This is a genomic window from Paenibacillus sp. CB74 (assembly GCF_055687625.1).
In genome coordinates this window covers 902,476-921,603 of record NZ_CM146009.1, presented here as the reverse complement: position 1 = coordinate 921,603, position 19,128 = coordinate 902,476, and the positions used below count along the sequence as shown (strand labels likewise).

At 45.2% G+C, this 19,128-nt stretch carries 23 protein-coding genes and 1 riboswitch; of the genes, 4 read left to right on the top strand and 19 right to left on the bottom strand.

Annotated elements, in window-relative coordinates; genetic code table 11:
• Window positions 1-6: 6 nt before the first annotated feature.
• From ACX9NY_RS04260 to ACX9NY_RS04235, 6 genes are all read right to left on the bottom strand, one after another.
• On the bottom strand, window positions 7-339 hold the full coding sequence (locus tag ACX9NY_RS04260) for a hypothetical protein (protein ID WP_240768054.1): 333 nt from the start codon (window positions 337-339) through the stop codon (window positions 7-9).
• A 20-nt stretch (window positions 340-359) separates the two neighbouring features.
• Entirely contained in the window at window positions 360-839 is a 480-nt protein-coding gene (locus ACX9NY_RS04255) for a hypothetical protein (protein WP_339235341.1), read from the bottom strand.
• 127 nt (window positions 840-966) lie between these two features.
• Window positions 967-1,788, bottom strand: a complete 822-nt coding sequence (locus ACX9NY_RS04250) for a hypothetical protein (RefSeq protein ID WP_472477210.1) — start codon at window positions 1,786-1,788, stop codon at window positions 967-969.
• A 255-nt stretch (window positions 1,789-2,043) separates the two neighbouring features.
• On the bottom strand, window positions 2,044-2,682 hold the full coding sequence (locus tag ACX9NY_RS04245; RefSeq protein ID WP_472477208.1) for a hypothetical protein: 639 nt from the start codon (window positions 2,680-2,682) through the stop codon (window positions 2,044-2,046).
• Window positions 2,666-3,757 carry a glycosyltransferase gene (locus ACX9NY_RS04240; RefSeq protein ID WP_472477206.1) on the bottom strand — a complete coding sequence of 364 codons (1,092 nt, stop codon included), beginning with the start codon at window positions 3,755-3,757 and terminating at the stop codon, window positions 2,666-2,668. The genes ACX9NY_RS04245 and ACX9NY_RS04240 overlap by 17 nt, the downstream gene beginning before the upstream one ends.
• Window positions 3,735-4,394, bottom strand: coding sequence for a glycosyltransferase family 2 protein (locus tag ACX9NY_RS04235; RefSeq protein ID WP_472477204.1), 660 nt, complete (start codon window positions 4,392-4,394; stop codon window positions 3,735-3,737). The genes ACX9NY_RS04240 and ACX9NY_RS04235 overlap by 23 nt, the downstream gene beginning before the upstream one ends.
• 189 nt (window positions 4,395-4,583) lie before the next feature.
• Between ACX9NY_RS04235 and ACX9NY_RS04230 the strand changes: the two genes are divergently transcribed.
• From ACX9NY_RS04230 to ACX9NY_RS04215, 4 genes are all read left to right on the top strand, one after another.
• Window positions 4,584-5,324 (top strand): GT-D fold domain-containing protein, encoded by a 741-nt coding sequence (locus tag ACX9NY_RS04230; RefSeq protein WP_472477202.1) that lies wholly within the window; start codon window positions 4,584-4,586, stop codon window positions 5,322-5,324.
• A 183-nt stretch (window positions 5,325-5,507) separates the two neighbouring features.
• Window positions 5,508-5,777, top strand: a complete 270-nt coding sequence (locus ACX9NY_RS04225; RefSeq protein WP_339235354.1) for a hypothetical protein — start codon at window positions 5,508-5,510, stop codon at window positions 5,775-5,777.
• Between the two features lie 174 nt (window positions 5,778-5,951).
• Window positions 5,952-6,179 carry a hypothetical protein gene (locus tag ACX9NY_RS04220; RefSeq protein ID WP_472477200.1) on the top strand — a complete coding sequence of 76 codons (228 nt, stop codon included), beginning with the start codon at window positions 5,952-5,954 and terminating at the stop codon, window positions 6,177-6,179.
• A gap of 187 nt (window positions 6,180-6,366) precedes the next feature.
• Window positions 6,367-6,555: a hypothetical protein gene (locus tag ACX9NY_RS04215; RefSeq protein WP_339235359.1), complete on the top strand. Its 189-nt coding sequence runs from the start codon at window positions 6,367-6,369 to the stop codon at window positions 6,553-6,555.
• 25 nt (window positions 6,556-6,580) lie between these two features.
• Here ACX9NY_RS04215 and ACX9NY_RS04210 read toward each other — a convergent pair whose 3' ends face one another.
• From ACX9NY_RS04210 to lysA, 13 genes are all read right to left on the bottom strand, one after another.
• Window positions 6,581-7,348 carry a peptidoglycan recognition protein family protein gene (locus tag ACX9NY_RS04210; RefSeq protein ID WP_472477198.1) on the bottom strand — a complete coding sequence of 256 codons (768 nt, stop codon included), beginning with the start codon at window positions 7,346-7,348 and terminating at the stop codon, window positions 6,581-6,583.
• A complete protein-coding gene (locus ACX9NY_RS04205) occupies window positions 7,345-7,770 on the bottom strand; it encodes a phage holin family protein (RefSeq protein WP_339235365.1) in 426 nt (141 codons plus the stop codon). The genes ACX9NY_RS04210 and ACX9NY_RS04205 overlap by 4 nt, the downstream gene beginning before the upstream one ends.
• A gap of 161 nt (window positions 7,771-7,931) precedes the next feature.
• A complete protein-coding gene (ytfJ, locus tag ACX9NY_RS04200; RefSeq protein ID WP_307534717.1) occupies window positions 7,932-8,414 on the bottom strand; it encodes a GerW family sporulation protein in 483 nt (160 codons plus the stop codon).
• A 148-nt stretch (window positions 8,415-8,562) separates the two neighbouring features.
• Window positions 8,563-9,300: a DUF2953 domain-containing protein gene (locus ACX9NY_RS04195; RefSeq protein ID WP_342570558.1), complete on the bottom strand. Its 738-nt coding sequence runs from the start codon at window positions 9,298-9,300 to the stop codon at window positions 8,563-8,565.
• A gap of 416 nt (window positions 9,301-9,716) precedes the next feature.
• Window positions 9,717-10,373 carry an SMC-Scp complex subunit ScpB gene (gene scpB, locus ACX9NY_RS04190; protein WP_339256165.1) on the bottom strand — a complete coding sequence of 219 codons (657 nt, stop codon included), beginning with the start codon at window positions 10,371-10,373 and terminating at the stop codon, window positions 9,717-9,719.
• Window positions 10,342-11,142, bottom strand: a complete 801-nt coding sequence (locus tag ACX9NY_RS04185) for a segregation and condensation protein A (protein WP_472477195.1) — start codon at window positions 11,140-11,142, stop codon at window positions 10,342-10,344. The genes scpB and ACX9NY_RS04185 overlap by 32 nt, the downstream gene beginning before the upstream one ends.
• Before the next feature lie 104 nt (window positions 11,143-11,246).
• Window positions 11,247-11,714: a 6,7-dimethyl-8-ribityllumazine synthase gene (gene ribH / locus ACX9NY_RS04180; RefSeq protein WP_017687651.1), complete on the bottom strand. Its 468-nt coding sequence runs from the start codon at window positions 11,712-11,714 to the stop codon at window positions 11,247-11,249.
• 102 nt (window positions 11,715-11,816) lie between these two features.
• On the bottom strand, window positions 11,817-13,049 hold the full coding sequence (locus ACX9NY_RS04175; RefSeq protein ID WP_339256167.1) for a bifunctional 3,4-dihydroxy-2-butanone-4-phosphate synthase/GTP cyclohydrolase II: 1,233 nt from the start codon (window positions 13,047-13,049) through the stop codon (window positions 11,817-11,819).
• A 31-nt stretch (window positions 13,050-13,080) separates the two neighbouring features.
• A complete protein-coding gene (gene ribE / locus ACX9NY_RS04170; RefSeq protein ID WP_150364570.1) occupies window positions 13,081-13,749 on the bottom strand; it encodes a riboflavin synthase in 669 nt (222 codons plus the stop codon).
• Window positions 13,750-13,775: 26 nt separating this feature from the next.
• Window positions 13,776-14,879: a bifunctional diaminohydroxyphosphoribosylaminopyrimidine deaminase/5-amino-6-(5-phosphoribosylamino)uracil reductase RibD gene (ribD, locus tag ACX9NY_RS04165; RefSeq protein WP_339235382.1), complete on the bottom strand. Its 1,104-nt coding sequence runs from the start codon at window positions 14,877-14,879 to the stop codon at window positions 13,776-13,778.
• Window positions 14,880-15,198: 319 nt separating this feature from the next.
• Window positions 15,199-15,365: riboswitch (FMN riboswitch) on the bottom strand.
• Window positions 15,366-15,555: 190 nt separating this feature from the next.
• Window positions 15,556-16,860, bottom strand: a complete 1,305-nt coding sequence (locus ACX9NY_RS04160; protein ID WP_472479209.1) for a hypothetical protein — start codon at window positions 16,858-16,860, stop codon at window positions 15,556-15,558.
• Window positions 16,861-17,043: 183 nt separating this feature from the next.
• On the bottom strand, window positions 17,044-17,475 hold the full coding sequence (locus ACX9NY_RS04155; protein WP_253438709.1) for a peptidylprolyl isomerase: 432 nt from the start codon (window positions 17,473-17,475) through the stop codon (window positions 17,044-17,046).
• Between the two features lie 246 nt (window positions 17,476-17,721).
• Window positions 17,722-19,053, bottom strand: coding sequence for a diaminopimelate decarboxylase (lysA, locus tag ACX9NY_RS04150; protein WP_472477191.1), 1,332 nt, complete (start codon window positions 19,051-19,053; stop codon window positions 17,722-17,724).
• Between the last annotated feature and the right edge of the window lie 75 nt (window positions 19,054-19,128).

The window sequence follows — 19,128 nt, the reverse complement described above, 5'->3', positions numbered from 1 at the left end:
TCTCTCTTATCCTCCGAGCGCTTGTGCAAGCATACCTATATCATCTTCTGATATCTCCGTGTAATCCTCGTCATTGAAGGTTCTTTTACGTCTGACGGTCCCATCTTCTTCGACTTCCTCGCCCCCACCGCCACCGAACATGCGAAGAGGTGCTGTCATAAGTTCAATCTCAAATTGAATATATTTCTCGGCTGACTTGCACAGCTCCGCAACCTGAGGGAGTGTGTACTCCCAAATCTCCCACTTGTTCAGCCCACAGTGTTTATGGAGGGTGAAGAAGATCTCTCCCCAGTGAACGGGTTCTTGTGTTTCCGTATCACGGATTTCGGTTCCCTCCAAAGACTCCCCCTCGGTGCGTTCTACTTTTTTAAACCATTGAGTCCAATGAGCATATCAATGACTTTACGAGCTGTGTTCAGATCGAGGTACTCATCCAGATATTCTCGATTGATGATATACTCACCATGCTCATCTTTGGTCACGATATGTGGATAGTTTTTGAATGCCATTGCCAATACATCAAATAAATCCTGCTGCCGCTTTTCGTCCAGTTCATCATTCTCCGTCGGGATGAAGTTAAGAATAATGGCATCGATATTCACCGTCTTCAGCAATTTCATCAGACGACGGGCATCCTTCAGGTTACACGGCGGAATACGATATTTCCGTCGATCCCGCAGCGTAATAATCTCATCATCTTCAAAGAATGCTCGCTCAGCTGCTTCCACTTCCTCTGGCGTCACTCGTTTGTTCTCCGGATCATCCTTGATTCGTTGTGCCGCTTCCTCATTCAGCTTTTCCGCAAGCTCACGCTCAGCTTTTTCTTGTTCTGTTTCCATGAATTTAAAGACCTCCCCAGGACATTCTCCCCCATATAATAAAAAACCCGGCAAGGCAAGGCGCTGTGAAGGGGAGGACACAGTGCCGTATGATACCTTGCCAGGAGCAATCAACCTTATTTAGATATTAGATCTTGCTTGGTGCACTGAAGCGTTTGATACTGCCAATTTTTCCGTCAGCACGTTCCGGATCAAGAATCTGCAAGGAGATGGCAGATGCAGAAGCGGCAGCACGCTGGGCATTGATGCTGAATGTTCCTTTTGCACGGCACATGTACAGTTCAGTTTCAACCCCTGCATACGAACCATCTTTTTGCTGGAACGTACCATGATGAATGACAGAGATCGGGAATGGGACTTCATCAACCAACAGATCAACCATGTCTACAATCTGATCTCGCTTGTAGTTCAACACAATCTCTTTACCGATATGGACCGCATTCAGGATGACTACACCATTCACTTCGTCGTAGAAGAACGCATTGGGTTCCACGGCCGTTCCTTTGGAAGTGAGTTGTTTCAGCAACGTGTTGGAATCTTTGAGACGAACCGTAATGTCACCGTTACTTCCATAGATATCACTCGCATGCTTCGGTTTGGCTTCAGCAAATCCAGAATTGGATACGCCTGCAGCCACTGTAGACTGCTCATTCAGTACCCATACATAAGACTTCACTTGCTCTTGTACCGTTGAACCCATCATCAGCTGGATCGCATCCAGATCGAATTTGGCATCTGTTGCCGATACTTCAATCGATTTGGACTTCACCAGTACATCAATGGCGAATAGACCGTCACCACCAAAGATGTCCTCAAGCTCCACATTAAGATCAATTTTCAGATCTTGCAGGGTACCCAGGGTAACTACCTCAATTTCGCCCATCGGATCTTTTGGGAGGCGTTTAGCCATAAACGTACCTACACCTTTGATAATCATTTTTTTAGCCATTGAATAGTCCACTCCTTAGGATAATTATGTAATTTTAGCTACGGAGACTTGGCTTGAGCCGGGATCAGGTTAAAAGACGTGATGATCGGGAGATCCCTCGTTTAACCCGTCTGGCTGTTTGTCGTCTCTGCTTTTTATAGTGTAGAACGCTATCTTCATTCCCTAACGATAATGTAAACGAAATATATTGAAGTACGAATTGCCCTGTCATCCTTGCAAAAGGAATAGCCCTATATCTAATCAAAGAAAAGACCCCTACATCAGAGGGGCCGTTCTGTTTGGCAAAGCATCTATAATTTGCGCTACCTGTTCTGCACGTTCTTTGATCTCAAATTCATCGGCAGTAACCAGATGAACATGCGAGCAATATTTGCCATGCTCATAGATTCTCTCGGGAGTAATAAAGACAACGTCAGCAACAGCTTCCATCTTGTGCTTGTGCTTCTCATATTGATCCGGATCGGTCAACGAATCAAATACGACCAGATCAGGATAGGCTGTCTCGACCGAACTTGCCAGCCGACTATCGTTCACCCAATAGATTACGCGATCCCCCTGAAACAGCGTACGGACATTCTGGCCCACACGAGCTACGACAAAGTTTGGAAGCTCCGGATGAGGATACTCCAAGGCATCTACCTGATAGAACTCATCACTGGAGTTGATATATATTACATTGTAGCCTACTTCCGCGAGTGCTTTTAACAGCCGCTGTGGTCGACGCCCGAATCGTTCACTATGGAAATCGATCGCAGGCAGATATACAATCGTTGTATTCGTGTTTGGGGTGTATGTCGTAACATTGAACTCCATCGCATCAATCTCTATTTTTGGAAGCTCCATTGGCGGAGTCGTTGATTGACTACCAAATATTCGTTTAAATATCTTTTTCATGATTTCTGCCTCCCATCACCTGATTAATCATCCTCACGGCATCCATTGCCCTGCCATCCCAGCTATTAGACTTAGCCACTTTTACTCGCGCAGCAATTCTGGAAGCACTATTCTCACGAATGGCTTTCTCCAACATCACTCCGCAATTATGCTGATTCATAAAGTAAGTTACATCGCTGTATTTATGAACAATTTCCTCCATACGCGTCGTTAACACAGGCTTGCCCGCAGATAAATATTCGTAATACTTGATTGGATCGCAGCCACGGATCATCTCTGTCAGCTTGAATGGCACGATACAGACGTCGAATTGAGCAATGTAGGCTGGAAGCACTTTATAATCTTTGTGCGGAAGACAAGTCACATGGGGATGCACAATATTTTTTTGATAAAGGGCATTGTTTCCAATCAAAACGACACGATAACCTTTATCTGCAATAGCGGTAATCAGCGAATAATCTACCCACGATGCCATTGCCCCATGGAAACCCACCACCTTTTGCCCATCATGAACTTCGGGGAAGTCCGCGGGTTTCGGCAGATCCGCTCGCGCTTTCTCAAAATGATGAACATCTGCCCCATTGGGGCACATAAAGATTGGTTTGCCGTCATGTTTATGGGCTTCATACATCACCTTGGCAGTTGTAGCGATCAGATCTGCACGGTCAAAACATTTCGGGATGTAGGATTTCCACACAGCAAACTCATCAGCTGAATTATCGAGGTAATCAAATACGGTAAAATCAAACTTCCGCCCATCCGAATAATTGTACTGGCCTGGATTCGAGAACCAGAGTACCTTCTTCCCTTTGACCAAGTGATCGTAGTTCACGCCTTTTTGCACAAGGAACAGATCCTCATTTAACTTTTCAATCGGGCGGCTCTGCTTTTTATACGTTTCTTCATTGATAAAGATAGCCCGTACACCTGGAATATTGGAGAAGGCGGTCATCAATTGCTGAGGACGTTGGAACAAGAGGTTCCAGTCAAGTGCAGGCGGGTAGACGATGGTCATTTCCATACTTTCCAAACCCGGATTTTCTCGTTGTTTTCTACGAAGCAGCCAATTGAGCAATCAACTCCACTCCTTCCGCATAGGCATGAATGGGGCGCAACCGAGTATCTACATACAGTTCAAACCCCAATCCTCGTGCTTGCTCACAGAATGGTGCATCTTCACCTGTTGGATGAGAACCATATCGAACGCCTGCTTCGATCACTTCACGCTTAATCAAATATACGGCACCTGTCAGATCTACCGGAAACAAACCCGCTTTGAATTCAGGTATATGTTTTCCACCAATCATGGCATTATGAGCCTTCAACTTTGGATGATTCCGTATAAGCATGGAACATACATCCTTGTCATTATCCATTAACTGCCGTAGGCTACCCTCGGGAATGATGATATCCGTATCGATTGAGAACAGATAATCACAGTCCGATTTAAGAAACTCATCCAGAAGCATATTTCTCAACAACGCCAGGTTGTGATAGGAATATTGTCCACGTATATGTCCATATGTTCTCCCCAGATTGTGAGTCAAATAAGGAATCTGATGACGATCAAGGATATGTTCCGTCTGATCTTCACTATCATTCAGGATGTACATATATTGCTTCTGCACTGCTTGCTGCTCAAGTGATTGAAAGTGCCTTTCCATAATCCAAGCCCGATTTCGCACAGGACTACCTATATATACCTTTTTCACAGTCTATCCCCTCTCCCTTTTTACATAGTCTAGACTGTTCCTTTATAACCTTCGCGCGTTGAACAAAATGTAGTGATTCTTCAAAAGAAGAGAGAGAACGAAGCATTTTTCCTATTCTAGTACAGAAGGAGTTGATGAATATGTATACCAAAGAAACCATTATTCACAGATGGAAAGAAGGTGATATGCATGCTGGGGAGTGTAGATTTAATCCGCAACTGGTTCCAAATGGCCTCTGATGGAGAAGCCCATGCTTCTGTTCGATTTGGGGATGCTTCCAACACCATTCTGGCTCACGACACCGTTCTGACTATGGATTTCATCAAGTCTCATTACGGCTGGCTGAACGATCCTACCTATTGTGGGATAACCTTACCCAATGCAAGTGCAAGAGAAATTATCGTACACTGCCTGCGAAAAGCGGACTACGTCGGACATCTGATCCAGACAGATCACTGGTATTTCAAACCGTTATTTGATATGTGCCTTGCCTATTACAATGTGGAACCCAAAGAGACCTTCTATGCTTTTGAGAATAATTACATCGCCCGATTCAAGTTATTCTATGAAACATTCAAGAACATGCCTATTCTGATCTGTGGGGCCAAAGCCGAACAATATCGAGAAGTTCTGGAGCGGAGATACGGGTGGACAAGCATCGTGGGAACGGTGGACTGTCCCTCATGGTCTCATGTGAGCACAGCTTCCAAGCAAATGGAACATATCTATCAACAGACACCGTGGAAGCTTGCTCTGGTATGTGCAGGTGCTCCCGGCAAGGTACTGGCTATTAAGGCCAAAGAACTGCATACCGTTGGTGTTGACTTAGGTTCCGGAGCAGATGTTGCCATTCAAGCCGACAACGAAAATCTGAACGCCTGGGATTACAACGGATTCCCTGATTATTGGGAAGGCAGACCCAAAAAATGACCCTATCCGGGTCTTTTTTATTGGATAAAACGGTGATTCCAATCCGATTTTATTGACTTAGTGGCTGTTGATAAATTAAACTATCTGCCTTATTATTGTTAAGATAACTCCTAATCTAACCTGGTTTAAACTTGCATGAAGAGGAGCTCTGCTAAGATATTCGAACCGTTGGAGGGAAATGTAATGGCGTACTCGCAGTCAAAGACTGAAATAGTAGCAACTCATTTAAGAACAAGATTTATGGAAGGTAATGTGGAAGGACATGAGATCGTTGTTGCCTTGATCAGTATGGTCAAAGCTGAAAAGATTAATCTAGATGAGGTTGCACCTATTCTCTCTACAGTCTTTTTTGAACAACCACAAGGTATTCTGTTGGCACTCGAAAAAGCTAGCACGCTGATTGATGATGAATTAATTGATTCCATTCTCCACGAAGTAAACAAAAAAGCTTAATCTTACATACAAGGGGAGAGCTTACCATCAGATTTTAATTACATCAACCCATTATTCTCTCCACACTTTTAGATTAAATAGATTAACTAATGAGAAATTGGCCTTTCTCGTTATTTTATGTCCTCCTCCGCTTATTCTAGTAGTATTACGAAGGAGGGGACACCGATCGAGACAGTGAATAAGGCCATTTTATTTTTAGCAGTTATTGAAAATTTGCTTGAAGCGCTACACCATACTGAAGTAGATCAGACAGAACTTGTGGATTCGCTTGTTATGTTAGGTTTTGATCCCATTGAGATGTTGTACGAAACGAATACGATTAGATCTTTCCAAAAGATATGCAGGGCTTTTGCAGAACTCCATCTTACTGATGAGGCCCTAGACAAGTTCTCAAAAGAATAATTACATAAGCAGAACCTCACATTACATTCAACGTGGGGTTCTGCTTTTATTTATATTTATGAATTCGGAAGCATTTTGATCAAATCAACTTAATCTTCTCCATCCTGCTTCGTATAGGTCATCTAGGGACCATGGACCTCTTCATCGCCCCTATTGACTCTGACTTAATATACGAAAGGATGGTTGTATGAGCTCACCCGCAACAACACATGTGATTAAAACAAATCAACTCGCGGTTATTGGAATCGTCGATGAATCCTCGATTCAGATCCAGTATGAACTTGAGTATCCTGATCATATCGTGATTATACAAGATTTTTATTTTCTGAAAGATCAAGCACACTTTAACTCATGGTTAATCGGCAGGCATCCTTAGCTCCTAATCCACATGAATCTCACGGTTAGGACTTTTTGCGTCTGCGCTCATCAATCAAGACCTTCAGTAACAGCAACTCTCCATACGTTAACTTCTTTTTGCGTACCTTCTCTACCCAGGCCCAATCATCGATTACTTTGTCGTTATAGGCATCTCCAATGTACTGATCAAGTTCATTCCAGGCCCATTGTGCGTAATCCAAAACGGTATTCATGTCATCATCCTCCGTGACTGCTATTGGTTGTAGTGGGTTTAATTTTGTATGTACTGCTTGCTTGAATCTTTCATATTCGTTTGGTTGTTTAATCCATGGGAGTGGGCATTCCTTCCATCCAACCACTTCTTTATGTGTAAAGAAGACAGGTGGGAAGCCTCGTTCCTTGATCAGGTATACCGCAAGATCTACAACGTTATTGAATGTATCTTCATGGATACTGCCATCCTTTTCTATGCACATCTCAATGCCCACTGTACTATTGTTCGGATATGTCCCAAGATTGGCTAGAGCTTCCTTCGTGTATGTTGCGCTCCCGCAATGGTAGGCCAATTCATCATCCGGCAGACTGTTATATATCGAAGTTCGATCTACCGAGTAATGTGCACTTGCATAGCGGCCTTTAACTGCTTTGTTGGAATCTTGCTGTGCCAAGCTCGCAAAGTATTTGCTAATATTCTTGGCGGGCGCTCCGGGAGAAGCTGTATAATGCATCACAATTCCACGTTTCGCTTTTAATTTCAGTCCGACTCGGCTGTATTTATTAACCGGGATGTAGTCTTTGGTGATTTGTATCATGACATCTTCCCCTCGTCTTCAACTTGATCTTCATTGCCTCGAAGCTTAAAGAGAGCTGAGGTAATAAACTTTGGTACAGGCAGGCCCAATTTCCCCAGGTTCTCCAATATACTGATTCCTTCTGTACCGATAATGAACATTAACATCGCATCTCTCATAAAATCATTGGAGTTGCCTGCAACCATATCCAGTTGATGTGCAATAATGACAAAAACAAATGTCAATGACTTACGAGCAAGCCCCCACCATCCAACCCTGCTGGATAACTCCTTCCTATACCATGCAGACATTACGCCTGTGATGTAATCCAGCCCCACAAAGATGGTCACTGCAATAAACAGGTGATCAATCCCTCCTACCAAATACACGACTGCCGATAGCAGCCAGCCAAACAAAACCATAAAAACGGTGTCTCTGTGCATTAACGTTCCCCCTTCCATAACCTATTTCATGTCTAGGTTAGGCGGATCATAGACATAAGTCTCATACAATACAAAAACCTTCAAAAAACCACTCACCATTCACCAAACAAACAGCAAAAATCCCTCACGCTTGGATGCGGGAGGGATCATGACCAACTTATTCAGCTATAGGTTGAAGGATCTGGTGTAACCGGTACATCTGTTGTATTCGTTGGTGTTGTATTACGTTGGAACATGCCTTGAATTCGATCAAGAACATAAGGCGTAGAGTCAATGAGTTTCTCAAACAGATGTGTGGAGTTATCAAGTGGCACAATGTGTACCCCCTGTTTACCTACCACCAGGAACGCAATAGGACGTATGGATACACCGCCGCCGCTACCGCCACCAAATGGAGAAGCCACTTTTGCTGAACTGGCATGTTCAGTAGAAGTCCCCGTGGCACCACTTTTGCCATTACTTTCTCCATTGACGTGAAAATCACTACCACCGGCAGCAAATCCGAATCCCACCTTACTGATTGGCAGAATCACGGTACCATCCGGTGTTTCTACTGCATCGCCAACAATTGTATTGACATCCACCATGGCCTTGATATTCTCCATAGCGGTTTCCATTAAGCCTTGAATTGGATGATCTGACATTTTAATTCCCTCCAGTTTCAATGTAAGCTAGGTTTGATCTAACCATATCATCCCCAAACTTGAAGGGACTTATGTAAATAAGCAATTTAAGTACACTCACTGAACTCCAACCTCACACTCCCAAAAACAGACCGACTAAGATGGACATCTACAGTGCTGTCCCACTAAGTTTTTTCTTTTGCTTTCGCTTCTCCTTACGCTTACGGCGTTGTTCTTGAAGAAGCTGAAGCCACATCCGCCATCCGCCTTCGACTTGGAGCACACGGGTTAGCAGTGTAAATCCAGCGATCAAAAGAGCTGTAATCCGAATCTTTACTCTGCAATCGAGCTCTGTTCTGAACTCCATTTCGTCTGACCACACCGGCATCACCTGAAGCACGGGTGTCTCATCGAACCGAATCTGATAGGTGAGAAAACCAACAATAATGGACTTGATACTCCACACCCAGCCCGTCAGCACCGCGGTGTATGCTGCATCGCCAACGCCGATGTGGGTAGACCAGGACAGTTGAGTCATATGCACATGCATGAGTGTTTGCTTGAGCCACAGCTTGAGTGCATCAGTCGCTCTTAGCATAACCTTTACATCTTTGGCCCACTTTTTGACTTTACGTTTGTTCACCCGCTCACTACCCTGGGCTTCCCCTCTGGAATGATTCATGGACTGTTCAGTCTTGACCAGAAAACCTTCCTTCATATTGCGAAAAACAATACTCGGGATCTCATAGTTAATCCGCACAATTCCATAAAGAATACGAACATTAATATTGGCGTAATCATCACTTTTATGCTTACTGAATGTAAAATGTACATGAACATTTGAGATGAGGACTGCGGCAATCAGCAATGCGAACAATAAACCGATTCCTCCAAGCCAAATCCACACAGGCCTTACCTCCAAGCCCTCAATTCTTTTCTCGTCTAGTATGGCACTCTGGATAGGAAAAAATTCACGTCTGACCTAAAAATCCCATTTCAGATTTATTTGGAACCGGTCCGTAACCTTTTATATAGACAAATTTGGACTTAAGATTAGTTACACTGGTCACTCCGATGACAGAATAACCTTCCGATCGCTGTTATCCCCAGATTTTTTTGATTCCCTTCTCTAAAGGGTAAATCCGGGGATAAGCGTATGCTTCCGATGCAGCTTTCTTTCAGAAAGCTTTTAGACGAACACTCCGTTTCTTCAGATTATTTCTGTCCTCTCCGTTATGTGTAAAATCTTTAGTTCAATCTATCTAAAACAATGCACAAATAACCGACTCCACTGCTGGGTGTCGGTTATCATGAATTTGCAAATTAGAATGATGAATCCGTATTATCGTCTTCGTTGTCTATTTGACTCCCATCATCTGTCGGATCAGCGCTTTCCGGTTCCAATTGTTGCAAATCCAGTTTGTTGAACAACAGTTGTGTCTCTTCCTCCAGGTTTTCCGAATCTTCAAACAACCCTGGTTCCGGAAGGTCTTTGATTGAAGCTAGTCCGAAATAATCCAGAAATGACTTGGTCGTTCCGTACAAAATGGGGCGTCCGATTGCCTCCGCTCGTCCCACTTCAATGATCAGATCCTTATTCACAAGTGTATGAATAGCCCGCTCCGATTTTACACCGCGAATCTCCTCAATCTCAACCCGGGTAATCGGCTGCCGGTACGCCACGATGGCCAACGTCTCCAGCGCCGCCTGGGATAAGGAGGTTCGTGCTGGTGAATACGCCAGTTTCTCAAAATACACAGCATGCTCAGGCAAGGTACCCAGCTGAACTACGCCAGCAATCTTGAGAATCTGTACACCTCGACCCTGCTGTGAAAATTCATGAATCATCTCCTCAATCGCGTCCGTTACAAGCTCCACTCGCTGGTCGACGATCTCGGCAATTTGTTTGATGCTTAGACCCTCTTCTCCGGACAAAAACAGCAGGCCTTCAATAATCGATTTCAATTTCGGAAAATCCATGATTCTTTGTTTCCCCTCTCCACTCCATAACGATATCCTCAAACAACCGTTCCTGATAACAGACAATCTGCTTCATCTTCATCAGTTCCAGCACCGCCAGAAAAGTGACAACAATCTCATGGCGATAGATATGCTCATCCATCAATTTGGAGAATAACAGTCTGCCTCCCGGCCCCATACTTTCCAAAGCGCCGATGACATCCCGTATCCGGTCCTTAACCGAAATCTCATCCCGTTTGATACGGGTTACGGTTGTACGCTTCTCAGCCTTGCGTAGCGCCATCTGAAATGCTGCAATCAGGTCAGAGGTATGTAATCCCTCAACCGGGTTCGAAGGAGCTTCTACAGGCATATAAGGGCGCAGATCCTCGGGCTCTTTGGAAAATATAAGGCTGCGTTCCCACTCACGTTCATGAAGATGTCGCGCAATTCCCTTGTACTTGCGATATTCTATCAGACGTGCAATGAGCTCTGCACGTGGATCATAATCTTCTTCTTCCATAAAATCATAATCCTCGAAGTCTTCAATTACCGGTGGTTTGGGCAGTAGAAGTTTGCTCTTGATCGACAGCAGTGTAGCAGCCATGACCAGAAATTCACTTGTAATATCCAGTTCCAGTTCCTGCATCGAATGCAGATACGCCATGTATTGATCGGTAATATCGCTGATGGGAATATCCTGGATATGAATTTCAGCCTTGTCAATCAGGTGAAGCAGCAGATCCAAAGGCCCTTCAAAAGTCTCCAGTTTGTATGTAACTACCGTCACTAGACGAATCCTCCCGCCAGAAAAATACAAAACCCTGCCAAGCCGTCCGAATCCGGTCTCCCGTCTTCGTCTGCGCATAGCAGGGCACTACTATTAAATAAGCACTATTTTAGCTGTTTCGTCAAGTTTGCCATCTCAATTGCCGCCGTAGCTGCATCCCAACCTTTGTTACCCGCCTTGGTTCCGGCACGTTCAATCGCTTGTTCAATATTTTCTGTCGTAACCAATCCGAAGATCGTAGGCACGCCAGTTTTCAGGTTAATTGCTGCTACCCCTTTAGCCATCTCGTTGCACACATAATCGTAATGTGTAGTTGATCCACGGATAACGGTTCCCAGGGTAATCACTGCATCATACTTGCCGCTCTCTGCCATCTTCTGCGCAATCAAAGGGATTTCGAACGCTCCTGGAACCCAGGCTACATCTACTTCATCATCCTGCACACCGTGACGTTTGAATGCATCGAGCGCTGCGCTAAGCAATTTACTGGTGATAAATTCGTTGAAACGTCCAACGACAACTCCATATCTGGATCCTTCTGATACTAAATGTCCTTCGAAAAATTGTGGCATTCAAATCATCTCCCTAACGGTATAATGTAATGTAAGTAACGGAAATTCCTAAGTAATCAATTCCATAAATTACATGGTGAACGTTGTTCATCTAAAACGCATTTACTGTTCGTTCTGCTCGATATCATCAAACTTGAGCATATGCCCCAGCTTGGCTTGCTTCGTATGAAGATACACCGTATTGTCCTCGTTCTCTTTCATTTCGATCGCAACACGCTCTACGACTTCAAGTCCATATCCTTCAAGACCTTTAATTTTACGAGGATTATTGGTTAGCAGTCTGATCTGACGAACCCCAAGGTCTTTCAGAATTTGGGCGCCAATTCCATAATCACGCAAGTCGGCAGCAAATCCCAGCTTCAGGTTTGCATCCACCGTATCCAGACCTTCCTCTTGCAGCTTGTAAGCTTTGAGTTTGTTGATGAGTCCAATGCCTCGACCTTCCTGTCTCATATAAAGCAGTACGCCGTTGCCTTCTTCATTGATCTGTTTGAGTGCCGCATCAAACTGAGGACCACAGTCACAACGATGGGAATGGAATACATCGCCTGTCAGACATTCAGAGTGTACCCGTACAAGTACAGGTTTGGAACCATCAATCTCACCTTTAACCAGAGCCACATGTTCCTTGTTGTCTACAGCATTTGTATAGGCCACTGCTTGAAACTCGCCAAAGTCTGTTGGCATACGTACAGCCACTTCACGTTGAACCAGCTGTTCTTTTTCATTACGGTAACGAATCATGTCCTGAATACTGATCAGCTTCAGATCATGTTTGCGGGCAATCTCCTGCAGATCCGGAAGTCTGGCCATTGTGCCATCTTCCTTAATCACTTCACAGATAACGCCTGCGGGATACGAACCACACATAATGGCCAAATCTACTGCCGCTTCTGTGTGGCCCGCACGACGAAGTACACCGCCGTCTTTTGCAATCAGCGGGAACATGTGACCAGGCTTACGGAAGTCCCCGGCTTTCGCCTCAGGATCGATCAGACCTTTCACAGTAATAGAGCGTTCATGTGCCGAGATACCGGTTGTGGTATCTTTGTGGTCCACAGAGACCGTGAAGGCAGTTCCGTGGAAATCCGTATTTTGTTGAACCATTGGTTTCAAGTTAAGTTCATCCGCACGTTGTTGTGTAATCGGAACACAGACCAGACCTCTACCTTCAGTAATCATGAAATTAATGACTTCAGGTGTCGCCTTTTCAGCCAAAGCGATAAAATCGCCTTCATTCTCCCGATCTTCATCATCCACAACAATGACGGGTTTGCCACGCATGAGATCATATATGGCTGCTTCTATCGTGTCCAAAATGGATTGTTCTGACATTGTCCCACCTCCAGTTTATTTCTTTCTCTATTTATGCAAATCCGTGATTGGCGAGAAAATCTTCACTGATACTGCGCGGCTTGCCAGCACCCGTCTCTCGATGTCCTCTCCCATACTGGAGCAGATGATCCACATATTTGCCCAAAATATCGCATTCGATATTAATGGTATCCCCTGTCTTTTTCACATTTAGTACAGTTTCACCAATGGTATGCGGGATAATGGAAACCGTGAATGCGGTATCCGATGTATGGACAACGGTCAAGCTAATGCCATCCAGTGTAACCGATCCTTTGGGGATCAGGTATTTGAACAACTGGTGATCATCCGGCTTGATCTCAAACACAATCGCATTCTGATCACGTGTTATACTGCCAATCACTCCAGTACCATCGACATGGCCCTGAACGATATGTCCGCCAAAACGGCCACCGGATTGCATGGCCCGCTCCAGATTAACTTTACTGCCGGATTGCAGCTGACTGAGATTGGTATGGCGATACGTTTCAGGCATGACATCGGCGGTAAAGCCGCCACCTTCCAACGTTGTCGCAGTTAAACATACTCCGTTCACTGCTACACTATCACCTATCTTCAGATCGTCCATGATGGCGGAAGCTCCGATATTCAGGACCATCGCTTCGCCTTTCCGACCAATACGCCGGATCTGACCAACTTCTTCCACCAAACCGGTAAACATGCTGCCGCCTCCCTTGTTTAATTTATTTATTCAGGCCACACCGGAATACCGCCAATGCTGATATTATCTCCAACTTGTTCGATCTCCAACTGATTCAATTGAATTGCCTGATTCATACGTTCCACACCCTCGAAGCGGAAACTGCCAGGTGTATCATAACCGCCTACAATCTTAGGAGCGATAAACATGAGCAGTCGATCGACCAACCGTGCCTCCAGCATCGCTCCATTCAGAGTGCCTCCGCCTTCAAGCAAAATCGAACCAATCTCACGCTCACCCAACTTGCTAAGTCCGTTTAACAGATCCACACGTGGTCCAGGACCACAGCGGATAATTTCAACACCGTAGGCTTCCAAACGTTCAGCAGCTTCAGGACTGGCTTCGTCTGTTGTCAATACCCATGTTGGAGCAAGACCATCCTTAACCATTTTGGAACCTACTGGAAGACGCAACTTGGAATCCACCACGATTCGTACCGGGCTGATGCCTTCCACTTGCAAGCGGGTTGTAAGCTCCGGATTATCTGCGATCACCGTGTCGACACCAACCATAATGCCTTGGTGACGATGACGAAGGGCATGCACAATCTCACGAGCGGACTCGTTGGAGATCCACTTACTGTCTCCGCTGCGAGTGGCAATTTTCCCATCCAAAGTCGTAGCCGTTTTCAGTGTCACGAAAGGAAGGCCTGTTGTAATAAATTTAATGAATTTTTCATTCATGCGTCTTCCACGCTCACGCAGTACGCCAACTTCAACTTCAATGCCTTGTTGACGAAGCATGCTTATGCCTCTGCCGGATACTTGCGGATTTGGATCTTCACAACATACCACAACACGTTTTACCTTTTCATGAATCAGGCGTTCACTGCAAGGTGGCGTCTTGCCATAATGACTGCAGGGCTCAAGTGTAACGTATACCGTACTGCCTTCTGCATCGCTGCCCGCCATGTTCAGTGCATGTACCTCCGCATGACCGGTTCCACGTTTCAGATGGCTCCCAAGGCCTACAATACGCCCCTCTTTCACAACCACACATCCAACAACCGGATTAATTCCCGTCTGTCCCTGTGCTCGTTCCGCCATATCTAGTGCCAGTGCCATATAAAATTCATCATTGATCATTTCCAAATCCGTTCACCCCGCGGTTTAAAGTCTTGTTTATTAAAAAATCCCCGTCGAACAACCGTTCGATGGGGATGATGAGAGACAAATGTCAACAACAGGAGTCAAATGGATACAGCACGCCAACACTTTGCCCAAAACTTCATTTCGGGCAAGTGAAAATAGACACATACCTTAATGAACATCAATTACAGGTAAAGAGCTTTATCGTGTGGCATATGTATGGAACTGTCCGGCCTAACCGGATCTTCCCTGCACAGTGAATGACAAACACATCGTGACTGTACAGCCAACTCCTGCTGAATGCAAACCTGTTAGGTCTGCACCTCTCCTTCTCCCATCCAGACTATACTGTCGGTTCTGGAATTACACCAGATCAGCCATCTGCCACAGGCAGACAGGTCACGGACTTTGCATCAAGTGCTGGACATGTGTCCTTACACTCCCTGCATCACCGCCGGTAGGGAATTGCACCCTGCCCTGAAGGATTGCTTTCGTTATTAATTGGATGTTAGCACTTTAATGCCAAAAAATCAATTGTTTTTTGTTCCTTTTTGTCACATACTAACTTTTAATAAGCTAAGATACAGCAAAAAAAACCGCATCTCACTAAGAGACACGATTTTTAAGTTTTTAGATTTTAGATTTTAGTTTACATCCTTCTCAGTTCCATCACAGCATTCTACATATCAGGAAAACACCAACGCACCATATGCTTCAAATCTTTGGCATTGTGAAAGGGCAAGCGGTCAGGTTCTGGCAGCGGCGAACTGGGAAGCGGAATACCTCTCGCAACTCTTCTGACCCAACTTGTGGAATCGATCGCGATAGCCGAGCATTGCCAGCGTCCAGTCGTCCTCGGTCGAAACGTTCTCTGCAAATCGGTTTTTCCCGGCATGTCAGGAAAGACACCATCGAGATATTCAACGATAACGCGTTTGTCTCTGACTTCATGACAGTATACCGTCACCCATACACCTTCCCTGACCCGAACAGCATACACATCTCCAGCTTCTGCCTCCCCTGTGCCTGCATCAGGAGATTTCTTTGGCACTTTCCCTCGAACACTTCTCATCTTCTCCAATGCTCCCAGGATCGTTTCCTTTACAGGTGGACTCTCTTCAGGCTTATCCGCAAGAGATATATTACTCAGATCAAAATCATGGAATATCTTGTTCAGGTTGTTCTCATTGATTCCGATAGATGAGTCCCACCACGCCAGAGGCGCCTGTACCTCAACCCGCACATTGGGGCGCGCGTCACGCTGTATGTAAGAAGTAAATTCCGTGATCATTCCGGGATGTTCCGGCGTATCCAGTATGCCAATCAGAGCTAATGTCTCAAGCAAGTCACGATAGGCATATTCCTTTTGTGTAGGCAAAAGACGTTCCTTCTTGAGTGCTATTGCTGCTTTGCTGTAGCGTGTTTTTGGAGGTAATTGGCGCAGCACCGTTAACACCGCACGGAGTGTACAGCGGTCGTAATCATTAGGTATTGGAAGCTCCTGCGCGGCAGCTAGCTCTCGGAGTGCCAGTACTTGCCCAAAGGGATCACCATCCAAAGGTGTTCCATTGGTCATGCGCCAATACCATTGCAACGTCGAGTCGGTTGCTTGATCTACGCTTAATCCGCAGATCTGACAAGTACTCGAAGATGGATATGGCGTGTGTTCATGGCTTGGCATACCGCTTGCAATAAGCTTGCCCGTAATCAGCGAGCGCCAGATCATGGGTGCTGACCACATCGATGCGACAAAGGCCTGTGCTGCTTCATTTATCGTCCATTGATTTGCAAGTTGTTTCAGCTCACTGATCGTTTCATCATGCCCCGGACGTACAAACCTGTTCGGTTCATGCCCCGCTGTCTCAAGCGCTTCTAAATCCGGTGTGGATATACTCTGAGAAACATCATGTCGGGATGCCTGTAGTTCCTCGTCCCATCGTGTGGGTCCGCTATAGACTTGTTTTAACAAACGTAATTGATCCACTGTATTCAAAGGTTCTTCATCCTCCCTTGTCGCTTCGTCTAACGACAGAATAACCCCATGCCAGAACTTTCGCCAGATCCATTATGCTCATTTTGCACTATTTCATGATGAAAATAAAAAAAGTGCTTCTATAAAAAGAAGCACTCCGAGTTTAAATCAAGTAAGTCAACGTTACAAAGCTTATTAAGCTTCTACAACTTCAACAGTCTCCATTTTGTCTTTACCTTCCAAAGCGTCCACGAACTCCATACCTTTAGTTACTTTACCAAATACAGTATGTTGTCCATCCAAATGTGGTTGTGGTTGGTAGCAGATGTAGAACTGGCTTCCACCTGTGTTACGGCCAGCATGTGCCATAGCCAGTGTTCCACGCTCATGTTTGTTCGGGTTGATTTCACAGTTGATTGTGTAACCTGGGCCACCTGCACCAGTACCGTTAGGGCATCCGCCTTGAGCTACGAAGCCCGGGATAACGCGGTGGAATGTAAGACCATTGTAGAAACCGGAGTTAGCCAGTTTCTCAAAGTTTGCTACTGTGTTGGGAGCTTCTTGATCGAACAGATCGATCAGAACTTCTCCGCCGTTTGCCAATTTAATTTTCGCTTGTTTCGCCATATGTAAATGACTCCTTTCGTATTGACCATCGTTAATGGTGCCAAAACGCATGACCCTGGGTCAAGCATTACAGCACTTTTCTTAGTGTACACCGAAAATGACTGGATCGCAAAAAAACGGCAACTTTTTTCACAATTTAGTCCGAATACGTAAAAAGCAGACGAAAAAGGAAGTTCCCTTTTCATCTGCTTCAACTATAGAATCTCTATATCCTGAATCATCCAGAAACGCATTATCTTTGACGAATTAGCGAGTTACTGGTTGTTTGCCAATACGCGCTGGTACCAGGTCATTCTGGATGATATCCTGATACGTCTCACGGCGTACCACGACATCTCCTTGACCGTCTTTGACAAACACAACAGCTGGGCGACGAATCCGGTTGTAGTTGCTCGCCATGGAGTAGTTATACGCACCTGTGCAAGCTACAGCGAGCAGATCACCACTTTCCACTTTTGGCAGGTCCAGATCCCAGATCAGCATATCGCCACTCTCACAACATTTACCCGCAACGGATACCGTTTCCTGAGCAGCCTCATTCGCACGGTTAGCAAGAACAGCTTCGTACTTGGATTCATACAAAGCAGGACGAGGGTTATCGGTCATACCACCGTCAACAGCAACGTATTTACGCACGCCCGGAATGTCTTTGCTTGTTCCAACGGTATACAGCGTTGTTCCCGCTTCACCCACGATGCTACGGCCTGGTTCAACCCAGATCTCAGGTACGGCATAGCCAATTTGGGCAAAATGATTTTTAACTGCGTCTGTAATAGCCTTCACGTATTGCGCAACTTCAAGCGGTGTATCTCCGTCGATATAACGGATTCCGAATCCACCACCAAGGTTAACCACTTTGAAAGCAACGTTAAGACGTTCATATACGCTTGCTGCAAATTCAGCAACACGTTGAACAGCCATCTGGAAGCCTTCAACTTCGAAGATCTGGGAACCGATGTGGGAATGCACACCGAGCAATACCAGGTTAGACTGCTTGGAAGCCAGTTCAATCGCTTCAAATGCTGTACCATTGTCGATATCGAATCCAAACTTGGAATCCGTTTGACCAGTGGAAATATATTCATGCGTATGGGCCTCAACACCAGGCGTCACACGAAGCAAAATGTTTACTTTACGATTTTTGTCCGCAGCTACAGCCTGCAACAGATGCAATTCATTGAAGTTATCAACAACAAAGCATCCAATCTCTGCATCAAGAGCCATTTCGATTTCTTCCAGCGTTTTGTTGTTACCGTGGAAGTGAATGCGCTCAGCCGGGAATCCTGCTTGCAGTGCAGTGAACAGTTCACCATCAGATACAACATCCAGGGAAAGTCCTTCTTCAGCTGCAAGTGCACACATCGCCATTACACAGAATGCTTTACTTGCATATGCAACCTGGAAACCCAAGCCGGAAGCGCGGAATGCTTCCATGTACTCTCTGCAACGCTCGCGAACCAATTGCTCGTCCACAACATACAGGGGAGTTCCAAATTGTTCTTTCAGATCTGTTGCATCCACTCCGCCAATCTCCAGATGCCCTTGCGCATTTATTTTACTTGTACCATGTAAATACATAATCTGCATTCCTCACTTTTTTGTATACTGGAACAGTTGCTATTCCAATGATTTTACACCAGTATATCAAATTAG